Origin of the sequence: Latilactobacillus fragifolii, assembly GCF_905332535.1 — a bacterium.
Taxonomy (GTDB): Bacteria; Bacillota; Bacilli; order Lactobacillales; family Lactobacillaceae; genus Latilactobacillus; species Latilactobacillus fragifolii.
Map to the genome: position 1 here is coordinate 44,378 of NZ_CAJOCF010000004.1, position 14,981 is coordinate 59,358.

The following is a 14,981-nucleotide window of genomic DNA, read 5'->3' on the forward strand; positions in this document are numbered from 1 at the left end:
AATCCTCCTTTTTAGTTAAGCTAACAAGTTAGCGACTCGTTCTAAAATTTGAGTAGCAATCACGCTTTTATCCGCCAACGCCAGCGTTTCTGGAGCTGCAGTTGGTCGTAAAAGGGTAACCGCATTTTGATCGGCACCAAAACCACGATCGGCTTGGCTAACGTCATTAGCAACTAGCAAATCGACCTTTTTTGCGGTTAACTTGGTTTGTGCATTTTGTAATAAATCGTCAGTCTCGGCTGCAAAGCCAATCAAGAATTGATGGGTCTTCTGTTGTCCAAGCATCGCCAAAATATCTGGCGTTCGGTTTAAAGTTAACTGCGTATCAGTTGGATGGGGCTTTTTTTTGATTTTATGGGTGACATATTGGGCCGGTTTAAAATCGGCAACCGCCGCAGCCATCACAACAATATCGGCCGTATCAAAGACGCTGCTGACGGCGCCTTGTAATTGCGCTGCTGTTTCAACGTAAATGATTTGGGCCAAGCCAGCTGGCACCGGCAATTCCGGACGGGTGCTAATGAGAATCACTTTGGCCCCCATCGTCACAGCTGCTTGGGCCACTGCATACCCCATTTTACCAGAAGAGCGGTTACCAATGTAGCGCACCGGGTCAATTGGTTCCTGCGTCCCACCAGCAGTTACCACAACTGTCTGACCGCTTAACGGTTTCGGTCCAAATTGTTGCGCGACTTGGGCCAAAATCGCGGTTGCTTCAGGAAAGCGCCCGACGCCGGTATACCCTTCCGCTAAAAAGCCACTATCCGGTTCCATGACAGTATAACCATCCGCTTTAAGTTGGGTTATATTCCGTTGGGTCGCTGGATTAAACCACATGTGTTCATTCATGGCTGGCACGATCAATTTAGGCGCGGTGGTTGCTAATAAGGCCGTTGAGACAAAGTCATCAGCAATCCCGTTAGCAAGTTTTCCGATTAGATTAGCAGTCGCTGGCGCAATTACCGCTAGATTCGACCAATCCGCTAAATGAATATGCGCAACACGCTCTGGTTGGTCCTGATTGAACAAATCCGTTAACACCGGTTTGCGCGTTAATGTGGCAAAGGTCAGCGGCGTGACAAATTCAGTCGCCGCTTGGGTCATTGCAACTTGGACCTCAGCACCAGCTTTGATTAAACCACGCACCAAATTAGCCACTTTGTAGACCGCAATCCCCCCTGTTACATAAACTGCAATCCGTTTATTCGTTAAATCCATTTTCAACCCTCCTAAAACTAAAAAAACTGCACTTTAATTTAAACATCCATCGATGAATAAACTAAACATGCAGGTTCTTTAATTATTCTTATTCGCCGTCTTGTTGGGCGAGCTTATCCATTTTTTCAGCATCTTTTTCAAGCATCAATGAATCAGGATCAATAATGACATTGCCAGCAGCAATTTCTTCCATTGCCATCCCAACCGTTTTAGGTGATTTATATTCAGATAACATCTTAATATCACCGGCTTCGATTTCATGGGCCCGTTTGCTAGCTAAAACAGCCAATGAGTAACGTGAGTTCACGTTTTCTAGTAACTTATCAATTGAAGGATATACAATCATATTATTATTCCCCTATCATTTTCTTGTATTGGTCGATCACACGTGGTACGCGTAAATGTTCACTTTCGATAATCTTTTCAATTCGTTGAACCGCATTTGGAATTTCGTCGTTGACGACAGCATAATCGTAATTTTCCATCATCTTGATTTCATCGGCTGCTTTTTGCATCCGCTTGTCAATCGTGGCTTGATCGTCCGTCCCGCGTCTTTGAATTCGATTCCGCAATTCTAACAAATCGGGTGGTGTCAAGAAGATGAAGACACCATCGGGGCACTTCTCGCGCACTTGCATTGCGCCTTGAACTTCAATCTCTAATAAGACATCGCGCCCTGAGTCGAGTGTTTGATTCACGTACTTCATCGGTGTGCCGTAATAGTTATCCACGTACTGCGCATATTCTAGCATACCATCATTTGCAATTTCTTGCTCGAATTCTTCTTTGCTCACAAAATAATAGTCGACGCCATCTTGCTCGCCGGGTCTTGGCTTTCTCGTCGTCATCGAAACTGAATAATGAAAATCACGAAATTCATCTTCTAACATTGCTTGACGGACAGTTCCTTTACCGACCCCTGATGGACCTGATAAAACGATCAACATTCCTCGATTAGACATCTACGTAATTCCCTCTTCTTTTATAAAATAGTTAAAGTCTATTTTGCACTATTTGGCGGGAAATTTCAAGTCTACTTTGTTTCCATCTCATTTAAAATTAACCTTAAGGAGACAAGTTCGTCGTTTGATAGCGTAACTCCCTTGCCCATTTTAGCATGATCAGGTGCCCAATCCCGTAAATCAAATTTAGGCGCCCGTTGATTCCATGAAATCAGATTCAATTCTTTGCGCCATCCTGCCGCATTTTCGCTGATAACACCAATTTCAGCCATAATTTCATATTCGATTTTGCCCATTAAATCACCCTTTCTATCGCCTCATTTTATTATACACGAAATAAATCAAAAAATGCCGCTTGCAATTCTGAACATTTGTTCGTATAATAAAAACACAAACAAGTGTTCGGAGGATAACATCATGGAATTTAAACAAGCAACGGTTAGCGGACTCAGTCACCAATTGGTTAAACAGTATCACCGCTTTTTTGAACTCACACCGGAAGGGGCTGCTTTTGTTGAACAACCTCAAATGCAACCCGCCCAAATTCAATTATTTATGACCCAAGCGTTTGAACGCCACTACCACGTTGCGGTGCAATTCAATGTTAACGATCATCTTGAACAAGTAACTGGGCGCTTGGTTAAACAGCTCGGTGCCAATCAGTATCTACTAAAAGAAAGCCATTCTAATCTCTATAAGATTGTTTTTTGCAATCAAATCCGTTACATTCAAAAGAAAAATTAAACAAAAAAATAAGGGTGCCGACCAAATCATGATTTGGTCGGCACCCTTATTTTAATGTCGGCTATTTTTTTTAGCCGTTTCCGCTAATACCACTAATTCTTCAGCATGTTCTAAGGTTAATTCTGTTACTTCGGTCCCCGCTAACATCCGAGCTAACTCGGCAATTCGTTGTTTGCCAGTTACTTTTTGAACGGTGGTTTCCGTTCGATTTTGTTTCACCTGTTTTTGAATGTGATATTGATGATCGCTCATTGCTGCGACTTGCGGCAAGTGCGTAATGCAGAGCACTTGCGAATGTTGCCCGATTTCACTAATCTTATTGGCAATTGCTTGAGCCACACGCCCACTCACCCCGGTGTCGACTTCGTCAAAGATGATGCTAGTAACCCCTTGTGATTCAGAAAAAATCGTTTTAAGGGCTAACATCAAGCGCGATAATTCCCCACCAGAAGCGATTTTAGCCAGTGGTCGCAACTTTTCACCGGGGTTTGGTTGAATATAAAATTCAACTTTATCCATCCCAGATGCCATGAATTGTTCCTGCTCATTTGCTAGGAATGCAACTTTAAAGACTGTTTTTTCCATATATAACGCTTTTAGCTGCTGATGAACAGCTTTTTCAAGTTGCTTAGCGGCTTTTTGACGTAATTGCGTTAACGCTTGGCCGTCGATCCTAAGTTGTTCTTCAAGTTGCGCAAATTGTTGCTCAAGTTCATTTGCGTTAGCTTCGGTCGCTTGCATGGCTGCCAATTCAGCACCAATTTTTTCACCATAAGCGAGAATTTCGGCGATTGTATCACCATACTTATGTTCCAAACGATTAATGGTTTCAAGGCGTTGTTCGATTTCATCCAAACGTGCTTCATCCCATTCTAAGTTTGCGACTTCCCGGCTAATATCAATGCTACTGTCCTGCAAGGTATAGTATCCGGTCTGTAGACTATCCGCAATCCGCTTGAATTCTGGATCAAGTTCGGCAATTTCTTGCATCTGATTCATTGCAATTGCGATTTGATCCAACGCATTCCCGTCTTCCCCCGCCAAAATCGTATGGCTAGCTTGTAACGCTTGGTTAATCTTTTGAAAATTCATTAGTTTTGCCCGTTCTTCAACTAATTTACTTTCTTCATCGACTTGTAATTGAGCAGCATCAATTTCATTGGTTTGAAATTTCAACATATCCAAACGTTGGGCCCATTCTTGTTCGTTTTGTTGCTTTTTCTTCAAGGCCCGTTGTGTTTTACGATAGGCAGCGTAGGTTTTTGCATAGGCGGCCTTTGGCGTCATTAACTTTTGATGCGCAAATTCATCCAACAAACCTAAGTGGCGATCTGCATACATTAACGCCTGATGTTCATTTTGTCCATGAATATCGACTAAGGTTTCACCAATATGCTTCAAAGTCGTTGTGTTGACCAAATGACCATTGACGCGACAAACATTGTGCCCATTGACGGCCAAATCGCGCCGTAATAAGACCGTTTGTTCATCGTGCTCGATTCCAAATTGATCTAAAACTGCAGCGGTTGTCCCATTAGGCGTCATCGTAAATAAACCTTCAAGGGTCGCTTTTTTAGCACCAGTCCGGATAAAGTCTTGGGAACCACGACCGCCAACAAGTAACCCGACTGCATCGATAATAATTGACTTTCCGGCGCCGGTTTCCCCCGACAACACCGTCATCCCTTCTTCAAAACTGATTGCTAACTGATCGATAATTGCAAAATCGTGAATGACCAACTCTTGTAACATCTGATCATCCCCCTTTCGTTTCTCTTAATGCTAAAAAAACTTGCCAAATTACTTTAGCAAGTCCTCAATAAACTTCGTAAACTGTTTCGCATTTTGTTCTGATTTACAAATCACCAACACGGTGTTGTCGCCACCAATTGTGCCAAATACTTCACTGAGCTGCATTTGATCCAAAAGGTTAGCAATTGCCGTCCCGTTGCCTGGTAAGGCTTTAATCACGACAAAATAATCCTGCTGATTGTGCGTCATGTAAGCGTCGCGTAAAATCCGGCGCAACTTTTCTTTAACGTCTAATTTCTTTTCAGGCGGTAAGCTATAGTGATAGCCGTCATCCGCATTTGGTACCTTAATGAGCTGCATTTCTTTAATATCCCGCGAAATCGTGGCTTGCGTAACATCGATGTCTTCGGCTTGTAACAACTTCACAAAATCTTCTTGTCGTTCAATTTCGTGGGTCTGAATTAAATTTTTTAACAGTCGTTGTCGATCTACCTTGCGCATTAAAACACCCTCTTCATGTGAGAAATTTTCTACCCCACAATGATAGCGCATTTATACATAAAATACAAAGTTTTATACACTATTTTCCCGTTGGCCGTTTCAAAGCAGCGTAGGCATTCTCTAAAACCGTATCAATATTCACATTAGGGGCCGCTGTCCCAGTCTCGGCCGTTGTATTCCGGAGGTGTATCAAGAATTCAATATTCCCTTCGCCCCCTTTAATTGGTGAAAAATCTAACCCTAGCACATCGTAGCCAGTCGCTAAACTGAAATCAACAATGTCTTCAACAACCCGCTTATGGACTTTGGGATCACGAACAATCCCGTGTTTACCGACATTTGCAGGGCCTGCTTCAAACTGTGGTTTAATTAAGGCGACCGCTTCACAGTCCGGTTTTAAAATCGGCTTCAACGGAACCAAGATTTTATGTAACGAAATAAACGAAACATCGGTCATCGCAAAATCTGGTTGCCCATTGGTGAAATCTTCCGGTTGACTGTAACGGAAATTAACCCGTTCCATAACCACAACGCGCGGATCCTCACGGAGTTTCCAGGCTAATTGGTTATATCCGACGTCTAGTGCATAACAAAGCTGAGCCCCATTTCTAAGCGCCACATCGGTAAAGCCACCGGTTGAAGAGCCGATATCAAGTGCAATTTTATTCTGTAAGTCGATGTTAAACACATCAATTGCTTTCGCCAATTTCAAAGCACCACGACCAACATATGGAATCTTGCGTCCTTTAACACTCAAAACAGTTTCGGCGTCAATTTTTTCGCCTGGTTTGTCGATCCGTTCATCATTTTTACCGTACACTTCACCAGCCATCACAGACCGTTTGGCTTGTTCTCTGGAATCAAATAATCCTTGTTGGACTAATAGTATATCTACCCGTTCTTTTTTCATTTGTTCTCCTATTCATTAAAATAGTTTAAAAAACTATTTAATAGCGCCTTGTCTAACCCCGTTAAATCTGCTAATGCGTCTTGCGCAGCCTGACAAGTCGCAGTAAGTGCCGTTTTGGCCCCTGCTAAGCCCAATAAACCTGGGAAAGTATTCTTATGATCACCAGCATCCTTATGAACTGCTTTTCCCATTGCCGCTGCGGTACTTGTTACATCTAAGATATCATCTTGAATCTGGAACGCCAAGCCGTAATTTTGAGCAAAAATCTGCAAGCTAGCGCTCTGTTCAGCTGATAAATCAGCCAAAAGCGCCCCTAAGCCGATTGCACATTCAATCAAGCGCCCCGTTTTAAGATGGTGGACTTGTTTCAATTGCGCTAACGATAAGGTTTTGGTTTGCCCTTCAATATCTTCAATTTGACCAGCAACCATGCCGCTTGGCCCTGCCGCTTTAGCTAATAATTGGACTGCACGGCTTTGTTGGACGGCTGTTAAATCGGTTGTTGTTAACCATTCAAACGCCAACGTTAACAACCCATCACCTGCCAAAATTGCTTGAGCTTCGCCAAAGACCCTGTGATTGGTCGGTTGCCCCCGACGTAAGTCATCATTATCCATCGCCGGTAAATCGTCATGAATTAACGAATAGCTGTGAATCAATTCCAGTGCCCCAGCTACTCGATAAGCTGTTTGATCAATCGGCAATTCGGCACTTGCAAGTACCGCAAATACCAAAAGGGGGCGTAGGCGTTTACCGCCAGCCATCACCGAATAGGTCATCGCTTTTTGCAAAGTTGGCTCTTCAATCTGTGCAAGTTGCTCAGTCAAATAGCTTTCAAAAGCCGGTATTTGTTGGTCCGCAAATGTTTTGAAATCAATCATTATTCTTGTCCCTCAGCATCTAATAGCACTTCTTCACCATTATCGGCCATTACTTTGGCCATCGTTTTTTCAGCTTTACTCAAAGTTTCTTCTAATGTTTGGCTCAGTTTAACGCCCTTTTGAAAAGCAGTCATCGCTTTTTCAAGTGGCACATCACCCGTTTCTAGTTCATTCACAATTGCTTCCAATTGTGCTAAATTTTCTTCAAAGGTTAATTTCTTATCTGCCATCTTATTCGTCTCCTTTATGAGTGGCCGTAACGCGCGCGTTCACGCGGCCATCTTGGACATGTAACTCGATTGATTGATTAACTGTAAAATCGGTCGTTTGTTTCATCACATTTTGCTTATCATCCGTCACATAGGCAAACCCACGCCCCAAAATTTTCAACGGGCTCACGAGATCCAAGGCGGCCACTGCTTGCCTTGCTTGTTGCTGCCGATTTTGAACAAGACTCGTGATTGCCCGCTGCAAACGATGATTGATATCAGTCAGCTTTCTTTGCGCTTGTTGAAGCGCACCATTTGGTGATTGCGATTGCAAGCGTTGCTGCAAGAGTTGCACAGTTTGGTGACTAGCCTGTAAGCGTTGGTGTTGCGCTAATACTAACCGGTGGTGCAACTGATCGACATTTTGTACATAGCCGTCATACAAACGTTGTGGCTGTTTTAAGACATAACTATTCTGGAGGTGTGTCAATTGTTTTTTATTTAACGCCAATGTTTTCGAAAATGCTTGGTATAACCGTAAGCGCTGTTGTTGCAACTTCAACACTTCATCTGTCAAGACCGGTGTTGCTAACTCAGCAGCTGCCGTTGGTGTCGCTGCACGCACATCCGCCACCAAATCGGCAATCGTCGTATCCGTTTCATGGCCAACGGATGAAATCACCGGAATCTGGCTGGCTACAATTGCGCGCGCAACCCGTTCTTCATTAAACGGCCATAAATCTTCGATTGAGCCACCACCACGTCCGATGATAATCGTATCGAAATTTCCTAGCTGATTAACCTGATTGAGCCGCGCAACTAATATATCGGCCGCACCATCTCCTTGGACGACTGCGGGAAACAAAACCAGCTGGGCAATTGGATACCGGCGTTGCGTTGTCGTAATAATATCGCGAATAACCGCTCCAGAAGGACTCGTAATCACCGCAATCCGTTGGGGAAAACGCGGTAACGACTGCTTTGGTATATCAAATAAGCCTTCCGCTGCTAGTTTAGCTTTTAGTTGTTCATAGGCTTGATACAATGCGCCAAGGCCGTCTGGTTCCATCCGTTCCACATAAATCTGATAGTTGCCGGTTGCTTCGTACAAAGAAATACGCCCCACAACAAGAACCTTCATCCCCTCTTCAGGGACGAACTTAATCTTCTCAAATGCTGATTTGAACATAATCGCACTGATTTTTGCTTTATTATCTTTTAAACTAAAATATTGATGTGCGTTCGGCCGTAAGCGAAAGTTTGAAATTTCGCCGGTTAAATAAACCCGGTCCAAATACGGATCGCGATCAAATTTAGCTTTTAAATACTGCGTTAATGCGGTGACTGTTAAATAGTCTGTTGGTTTAACCACGGTTAGCACGTTCCTTTGCAATCTCAATCGTTTGTTCCATCAGCATGGTAATCGTCATTGGCCCCACGCCGCGAGGAACTGGGGTCATTGCGCTGACATGTTCTTTAAGCGCATCAAAATCGACATCCCCAGTCACTGTTCCATCTTCAAGCCGATTAATACCAACATCGACAACGACCGCCCCTTCTTTGACATCCTCAATGCCGAAAAAGTGCGGTTGCCCAATTGCTGCCACCAAGATATCGGCGGTTTTCGTTAGGTCTTTTAAATCTGCCGTCCGGCTATGAGCAATTGTGACCGTTGCATTAGCATTAAGCATCAAGGCTGCTAAAGGTCGGCCAACAATGTTACTTCGCCCAACAATCACAACCTTTTTTTCAGCCACATCAATCTTATGTGCTGCTAACAGCCGCATGATTCCGTTTGGGGTACAGGCCACTAATCCCGGTTGATTAAGCCATAATTGTCCAAGATTGACCGGACTAAACCCATCGACATCCTTTTGTGGATCAATCGCACGGATAATGTGGTCTTCGTTAATTTGCTTTGGTAATGGTAACTGGACTAAAATGCCATCCACCGTTTCGTCCGCATTTAATTGGCGGATCACGGCTAATAAGTCAGCTTCCGTTGTTTCAGCTGACAGGCGTTTCAACTCAGATGCGATACCGATTTTAGTCGCTCTTTTTTGCTTACTTTGCGTATAAATCGTACTTGCTGGATCGTCACCCACCATGATAACGACTAATTTAGGCGTTATTCCTTGTTGCTTGAGTGCTGCCACCGCCACTTGTTGTGCTTGGGTTAATTCATTTGCAAGTGCGCGACCATCTAGTAATTTCAAAGTCAGCACCCCCTTAATTTATCGATATTGACTGTTTTTATTTTAGCATAGTTAAACGGTTAATTTTGGGTCATTAACAAATAACGACCCTTTAAATTCAAAAAAACACGCTAAAAAAATATTTTTTAACGTGTTTTAAGCATTTTCGTTCGTATTTTACTAATTAAGCTTCAACGAATTTAGATAAAACGCCGTTGATAAAGCCTTTTGCTTGATCATCTGTAAATTGTTTAGCAAGTTCAAGTGCTTCATTCAACGCCACTTTGGCAGGGGTTTCCGTTGAATTTTGCATTTCAAACAATCCTAAACGTAAGATAATTAAATCCGGTTTGGCTAACCGTGATAGTTGCCACCCCTTCTTCAAGTATGGCGTTAAGGCTGCATCTAATTCTGCTTGATGATCTGTGACGCCCGTTACCAAGAAGGTCAGATAATCCGGAACAGCAACTTCTTCAACTTCTTCAGCATCGAATTGATCCATCGTTAAAACGGCTTGATAAGCATCTGCCAATTCTAATGTGTCATTGGCATCTAACGCAAACAACACTTGAAAGGCAGCTTGGCGAATTTGGTGTCGGTTAAAATTAGGCATTAAGATTGGTCTCCATTTTGATCAGGTGTTTCATCGTTAAATAAGTCATCTGGATCAATAATTTTTGGTGCTTTTTCAGTGACAACGCCCACCACGTGTACGTTGACTTCTGCTAATTCTAAATCGGTCATGAACAACAATTGTTCTTTAAGAGCTTCTTGCATCGCAAGGGCAACCTTCGGCACAGAAACGCCATAGTTTAGATAAACATAAACATCCGCATTCACTTTGCCATCGATCACCTTAAGTGTTACCCCTTTACCGTGATTCGAACGACCAAACAATTCATTAATGGATGATGATAACGTCCCGCGCATTTGGTGGACGCCATCAATTTTGCTTGCTGCAATTCCTAAAATGACTTCCACAACTTCAGGTGCCATTTGAATCTTGCCCAATGCATTTTCCTGTGTATCAAGGACAATATTTGTTTCTTCTGCCATCAAAAACCCTCCTAACAAGTTCTTGCTAATTTAGCCTATGCCCGTGAGATATAACTCCCATCAGATGTGTTAATGGTTAACAAGTCACCTTCGTTAACAAAAAACGGTACTTGGACCACTAAGCCAGTTTCAAGGGTTGCTGGTTTAGTGCCCCCTGAAGAAGTATCCCCACGAACACCAGGTTCTGTAGCAGCCACCGTTAAATCAACTGTGTTTGGTAATTCAATCCCTAAGGTCTCACTACCATACATCATAATAGAAACTTGCATATTTTCTTTCAAATATTTCAATTCATCATTAATTTGTGCGGCTGGTAATTCAAGTTGTTCATAAGTTTCCGTATCCATGAAGACGTGGTTATCACCATCTGCATAGAGATATTGCATTGATTTTGTATCAATGATTGCTTTTTCAACTTTTTCTGTTGAACGGAATGTCTTTTCTTGGTTAGCACCCGTTCTTAAATTCTTAAGTTTTGAGCGGACAAAAGCGCCACCCTTACCTGGTTTAACATGTTGGAATTCAACAATCCGCCATAGGTTATTGTCAAATTCAATGGTCAAGCCATTTTTAAAATCATTTACTGATAACATTGTTTATCCTCCGAGCATTATATAAGTATGCCATTGCCCTAATCATAGCAAGAAATCAAGTTCAAAAGCAAGTATTTCTAGCCTTTTATCCTTAAAATAACTATAAAAAAAGGACTGGCACCCGCCAATCCCTTTTAGTGTATCCGATCGACCAAAAGTTAATCTGAACACGCATTTTTAGATTGTCAATGGTTTGTTGCCTGAGTCATTAGTATACCAGTAAAACTGGATTTACACAAACAGAGTGTGACATCAGCCGAGTATCTCCTGAGGATTAACACAGAATGGCGAAGGATTGCGCAGCAATCGTTTGACATGCAGGGTTAGCCGGAAGGAGATGGCTATTGGAACACGTTTAGAGTGTGCTGTAAATCGGGTGTCATAATCCGATTGTTTAATGGCACAAAAAAACACCCACATACAGTGGGTGTTAGAAAAATTATTTAGCTTCTGTAGCGTATACAGAAACCTTTTTCTTGTTTTTACCAAGGCGTTCGAAACGAACGACACCTTCGATAAGAGCAAATAATGTGTCATCGCCACCGCGACCAACATTTGCACCTGGATGAATCTTTGTACCGCGTTGACGGTAAAGAATTGAACCAGCTGTTACAGTTTGGCCATCAGCACGTTTAGAACCTAAACGACGACCTGCAGAGTTACGGCCGTTAGTTGTTGAACCGCCACCCTTATGGTGAGAGAAGAATTGTAAATTCATTTGTAACATCTAAATGCACCTCCTGTTTATTAACTGTCTATTTACGTTTTGTTTGTACTTGAATGTACTGCCCGTACTGTTGCGTAATATCTTCGAGCGTCAACCGCAAATTCTGTAAGAGAATCTGAGCTGTCGCCAAAGCTTGGCCCGAAACCGTTACCGGAATCTGACAAGTTAACAAACCACCATTCAGGTTATCTGCTTCGACCTCTGGTTCAAAACCAGCAAGCTTTTGCAAACTGTTGATTGTCCCGATTGAGACAGCAGAAACAGCTGCACAGACGATATCGCTCCCGTAAGGACCCGAGTCAGCATGACCCGTAATTTGAAAAGAAATAATTTGCGAATCGGCATTGACCATAAAGTCAGCTTGAATCATCTTATTTCCCTCAATTAGGCGTTGATAGCGTCGATCATCACTTTAGTATATGGTTGACGATGACCTTTCTTTTGATGACTGTGTTTCTTAGGTTTGTATTTGAAAGTAACAACTTTCTTTTCGCGCCCTTGTTTTTCAACAGTCCCCTCAACAGTAACACCATCAATGTTTGGTGTCCCAACCTTAGTTGTTTCACCACCAACTAAAATAACTTGATCAAAAGTTACTTTTTCGCCAGCTTCTGCGGCTAACTTTTCAACGTAGATTGCTTGACCAGCTTCTACCTTATATTGTTTGCCACCTGTTTTGATAATTGCGTACATATGTGCACCTCCTATTTTTCTTAGACTCGCCAACTAAGGTGACTAATCATAGTACTTAATGCCTTAGTATGTGCGGTTGCAGCTGTGGAGCTCACAATTACAACGTTCATATTATATCGAATATCACAAGGCGAGTCAATGTTTTATTATGCTTCGACAAAAAATTGTGCCACATCAAACGTCATATTCGGAGTTTGTACCAGTTGGTATAACATCTTAGCCATGTAGCGTGGGGAATACACCAGCCCGTCGTTGACCCACTTAAAGACCAACGCTAAACTTGCCCCTGCTAAATAATCAACCGTAATACTCATCTCAATTTGATCAGCTTGAGAAGTCTGCTTGTAGCGCTTAGCCACATAATCCTGCATTAATTGACGCATTGATTCAGTCAGTTGTGATTGAAAGTGGAGTGTTGCCTCATTTTTATAGAACACTTTAAAAGCCGCTCGTTGTTGTTCAACATATTCAAAAAGTGCCTGTAAACTGACCTGACGGTATGTCCGGTCGACCACTACAGTCACTCGCTGATAAAAATCGGCCACCAGATCAGCCACCGCGGTTCGAATGAAGTCCGCTTTATCTTCGTAATGCAGATAAAAGGTCCCGCGAGTAATTGCCGCTTGTTTGGTGATTGCTTGAATCGAAATCCCCTTTGGTGTACTGTCTTTCAGCAAGATAATGAGGGCTTGACGTAGTTGTTGCTTTGTTCGTTGAACACGTGGATCTTGTGCTCGCAAATCCGTCTCACGAACCATCTGATAGTTCCCCCAATCCTTTAGTTAAATTCACCTGTCAATAGTATAGCCGCTCAGTGAAAAAGCTGTCCATTAATCGGCTTGATAGCGGCTCTTGATCAGTTGAATAAGGTCTAGTGTACACCGTAAATTTGAAGATTCTGTTAACGAATCCACAAAAAGTAAAACTTCTCCCGATAAATTTAATTGTTGTTCGTCTGCTGTTATAGTAAAATAAGCGTAGTATTTCAAATCGGATAGTGTTAGGTGGTCGTCATTTTGATTTCTGCATTCTTCATTATTTTCATTTCAATCGTTTTATTTTCCGTCATTGCGAGTCAATTGACTTTCAAAATTGGTTTAATCACAAACTGCGTGCTCTTTATCATTTTAGTTGGTGTCGATGCGTATTTATTCAGTTGGAGTAGTGGTTCTCACTGGGTATACGTCATTGTCAGCTTACTCGGATTAGTTGCCAGCGAATTATTATTAGCTGAACTACCCCATCTTGAATAATTAGGTTAACATTAAAGAAGCGGTCCAACTCGTTAATGAGTTGAGCCGCTTTTTTTAATGCCCCTGCCAAGGACTTTCAGTATACCATATTAATCGAGCAAGGTTGTTTCCTTCACTTCATCGATTGTCTTGGTACCAGCCAACTGCATCGTAATCGATAATTCATGGTTTAAGTGTTCAAAAACAGATTGAACCCCTTGGGCACCTCCAAGATTTAAACCATAAATAATTGGGCGTCCAATGGCCACTAAATCCGCTCCACTTGCGAGGGCTTTAAAGACATGTTCCCCACGACGAATCCCACTATCAAAAACGACAGGCACCCGTTTTGCGACCTGTTGGGCAATTAAAGGTAGCACTTCAAACGAAGCCGGTCCACCATCTAATTGACGACCACCATGATTTGAAACCCAGATACCATCCGCGCCAGCTTGAATTGCAATTTCAGCGTCGACTGGCGATTGAATTCCTTTAACAAAAACTGGTAAATTAGTAATTTTCTTAATCTTTTGAATATCTTCTGGTACTAACCCTTGTTTAGCGGCAGCATAAATTTCTGAGATACCCTTTCCGGCACCGTCAGAGTTGCTATAAGCTGCTAAATTAGGCATTGGTAATGGGAATTGGAATTGCGTTTCAATATCCGCTTCACGATAGCCGCCCAACGTTGAATCAACCGTTAGAATGATGGCCTTCACGCCTGCTTTAACGGCTTTTTTTAGTAAGAATTCATTGAACTGGTCATCTTTACTCATATACAATTGGAAAAATTGGGGTGCCCCAGGTGCAGCTGCAGCTGCATCTTCCACTAATGTATTGGCATAGGTGCTAATTGAAAAAATGGACCCAGCTGCAGCAACCCCTTTCGCAGTATCAACTTCCCCTTTTTCATGCGCTAACCCTTGGGCTGCTGAGGGGGCTTGAATAATCGGCGTCTTCAAATCAATATCCCATAATTTGGTGTGTAAATCAGCATGATCAATGCCCTTTAAAACGCGCGGCATAATTTTTTTAGTATTGAAAGCACTGGTATTGGCAGCCATTGTCCATTCGTCTTCTGCACCGCCCCGGATATAACCAAAAGCCCCAGCTTCCATGCGTTCTTTCACACGTCCTTCTAACGATGCTAAGTTTAAAATATCGATTGGTGTTTCTGCTTCACTAGTATGATATACCATTGTCAATTCCTTCTTTCAATAATTTAATACCTCTATCATAGTTCCCTTATTAAAAGTAAGCAAGCATTAATACTCGCTTTTTATATGGACCCCGCAATCCAATCGCTCA

21 protein-coding genes and 1 other annotated feature are annotated in these 14,981 nt (G+C 42.5%); of the genes, 2 read left to right on the forward strand and 19 right to left on the reverse strand.

The genetic code is table 11. The annotated features are described in order from the left end of the window. Positions 1-15: 15 nt before the first annotated feature. From coaBC to J7Q78_RS06220, 4 genes are all read right to left on the reverse strand, one after another. Positions 16-1,218, reverse strand: a complete 1,203-nt coding sequence (gene coaBC / locus J7Q78_RS06205; RefSeq protein ID WP_208422169.1) for a bifunctional phosphopantothenoylcysteine decarboxylase/phosphopantothenate--cysteine ligase CoaBC — start codon at positions 1,216-1,218, stop codon at positions 16-18. A gap of 88 nt (positions 1,219-1,306) precedes the next feature. Continuing rightward, positions 1,307-1,564 carry a DNA-directed RNA polymerase subunit omega gene (gene rpoZ / locus J7Q78_RS06210; RefSeq protein WP_154242661.1) on the reverse strand — a complete coding sequence of 86 codons (258 nt, stop codon included), beginning with the start codon at positions 1,562-1,564 and terminating at the stop codon, positions 1,307-1,309. Between the two features lie 4 nt (positions 1,565-1,568). Further along, positions 1,569-2,180 (reverse strand): guanylate kinase, encoded by a 612-nt coding sequence (gene gmk / locus J7Q78_RS06215; RefSeq protein WP_154242660.1) that lies wholly within the window; start codon positions 2,178-2,180, stop codon positions 1,569-1,571. Positions 2,181-2,251: 71 nt separating this feature from the next. Further along, a complete protein-coding gene (locus tag J7Q78_RS06220) occupies positions 2,252-2,476 on the reverse strand; it encodes a YdbC family protein (protein WP_208422170.1) in 225 nt (74 codons plus the stop codon). A 121-nt stretch (positions 2,477-2,597) separates the two neighbouring features. Between J7Q78_RS06220 and J7Q78_RS06225 the strand changes: the two genes are divergently transcribed. Further along, positions 2,598-2,924, forward strand: a complete 327-nt coding sequence (locus J7Q78_RS06225; protein WP_208422171.1) for a hypothetical protein — start codon at positions 2,598-2,600, stop codon at positions 2,922-2,924. A gap of 51 nt (positions 2,925-2,975) precedes the next feature. Here J7Q78_RS06225 and recN read toward each other — a convergent pair whose 3' ends face one another. From recN to J7Q78_RS06295, 14 genes are all read right to left on the reverse strand, one after another. After that, positions 2,976-4,676, reverse strand: a complete 1,701-nt coding sequence (recN, locus tag J7Q78_RS06230; protein ID WP_208422172.1) for a DNA repair protein RecN — start codon at positions 4,674-4,676, stop codon at positions 2,976-2,978. Positions 4,677-4,724: 48 nt separating this feature from the next. Further along, positions 4,725-5,177 carry an arginine repressor gene (gene argR / locus J7Q78_RS06235; protein ID WP_154242656.1) on the reverse strand — a complete coding sequence of 151 codons (453 nt, stop codon included), beginning with the start codon at positions 5,175-5,177 and terminating at the stop codon, positions 4,725-4,727. Between the two features lie 79 nt (positions 5,178-5,256). Next, positions 5,257-6,087, reverse strand: coding sequence for a TlyA family RNA methyltransferase (locus tag J7Q78_RS06240; protein ID WP_208422173.1), 831 nt, complete (start codon positions 6,085-6,087; stop codon positions 5,257-5,259). 8 nt (positions 6,088-6,095) lie between these two features. Next, positions 6,096-6,968, reverse strand: a complete 873-nt coding sequence (locus J7Q78_RS06245) for a polyprenyl synthetase family protein (RefSeq protein WP_208422174.1) — start codon at positions 6,966-6,968, stop codon at positions 6,096-6,098. Then, positions 6,968-7,198: an exodeoxyribonuclease VII small subunit gene (locus tag J7Q78_RS06250; RefSeq protein ID WP_208422175.1), complete on the reverse strand. Its 231-nt coding sequence runs from the start codon at positions 7,196-7,198 to the stop codon at positions 6,968-6,970. The genes J7Q78_RS06245 and J7Q78_RS06250 overlap by 1 nt, the downstream gene beginning before the upstream one ends. 1 nt (position 7,199) lies before the next feature. Then, the gene (xseA, locus tag J7Q78_RS06255; protein ID WP_208422176.1) at positions 7,200-8,549 is read right to left on the reverse strand and encodes an exodeoxyribonuclease VII large subunit; all 1,350 of its coding nucleotides are present in this window, start codon (positions 8,547-8,549) and stop codon (positions 7,200-7,202) included. Continuing rightward, the gene (folD, locus tag J7Q78_RS06260) at positions 8,542-9,393 is read right to left on the reverse strand and encodes a bifunctional methylenetetrahydrofolate dehydrogenase/methenyltetrahydrofolate cyclohydrolase FolD (RefSeq protein WP_154242651.1); all 852 of its coding nucleotides are present in this window, start codon (positions 9,391-9,393) and stop codon (positions 8,542-8,544) included. The genes xseA and folD overlap by 8 nt, the downstream gene beginning before the upstream one ends. 163 nt (positions 9,394-9,556) lie before the next feature. After that, positions 9,557-9,985, reverse strand: coding sequence for a transcription antitermination factor NusB (gene nusB, locus J7Q78_RS06265; RefSeq protein WP_208422177.1), 429 nt, complete (start codon positions 9,983-9,985; stop codon positions 9,557-9,559). Continuing rightward, complete coding sequence (locus J7Q78_RS06270; protein ID WP_004265607.1) at positions 9,985-10,428, reverse strand: Asp23/Gls24 family envelope stress response protein; 444 nt, start codon at positions 10,426-10,428, stop codon at positions 9,985-9,987. Before J7Q78_RS06270 ends, nusB begins: the two co-directional genes overlap by 1 nt. A gap of 35 nt (positions 10,429-10,463) precedes the next feature. Next, positions 10,464-11,021, reverse strand: coding sequence for an elongation factor P (gene efp / locus J7Q78_RS06275; protein WP_154242649.1), 558 nt, complete (start codon positions 11,019-11,021; stop codon positions 10,464-10,466). Positions 11,022-11,460: 439 nt separating this feature from the next. Continuing rightward, positions 11,461-11,748: a 50S ribosomal protein L27 gene (rpmA, locus tag J7Q78_RS06280; RefSeq protein WP_208422178.1), complete on the reverse strand. Its 288-nt coding sequence runs from the start codon at positions 11,746-11,748 to the stop codon at positions 11,461-11,463. A 28-nt stretch (positions 11,749-11,776) separates the two neighbouring features. Continuing rightward, positions 11,777-12,118 (reverse strand): ribosomal-processing cysteine protease Prp, encoded by a 342-nt coding sequence (locus J7Q78_RS06285; protein ID WP_154242647.1) that lies wholly within the window; start codon positions 12,116-12,118, stop codon positions 11,777-11,779. Between the two features lie 14 nt (positions 12,119-12,132). Then, positions 12,133-12,441: a 50S ribosomal protein L21 gene (rplU, locus tag J7Q78_RS06290; protein WP_154242646.1), complete on the reverse strand. Its 309-nt coding sequence runs from the start codon at positions 12,439-12,441 to the stop codon at positions 12,133-12,135. Positions 12,442-12,453: 12 nt separating this feature from the next. Next, positions 12,454-12,529 (reverse strand) — a sequence feature (ribosomal protein L21 leader region). Between the two features lie 58 nt (positions 12,530-12,587). Continuing rightward, a complete protein-coding gene (locus J7Q78_RS06295; RefSeq protein WP_154242645.1) occupies positions 12,588-13,199 on the reverse strand; it encodes a TetR/AcrR family transcriptional regulator in 612 nt (203 codons plus the stop codon). A gap of 258 nt (positions 13,200-13,457) precedes the next feature. Between J7Q78_RS06295 and J7Q78_RS06300 the strand changes: the two genes are divergently transcribed. Then, entirely contained in the window at positions 13,458-13,694 is a 237-nt protein-coding gene (locus J7Q78_RS06300) for a hypothetical protein (RefSeq protein WP_235688068.1), read from the forward strand. A gap of 89 nt (positions 13,695-13,783) precedes the next feature. Here J7Q78_RS06300 and J7Q78_RS06305 read toward each other — a convergent pair whose 3' ends face one another. Next, positions 13,784-14,872, reverse strand: a complete 1,089-nt coding sequence (locus tag J7Q78_RS06305) for a lactate oxidase (protein WP_154242643.1) — start codon at positions 14,870-14,872, stop codon at positions 13,784-13,786. Positions 14,873-14,981 lie beyond the last annotated feature (109 nt).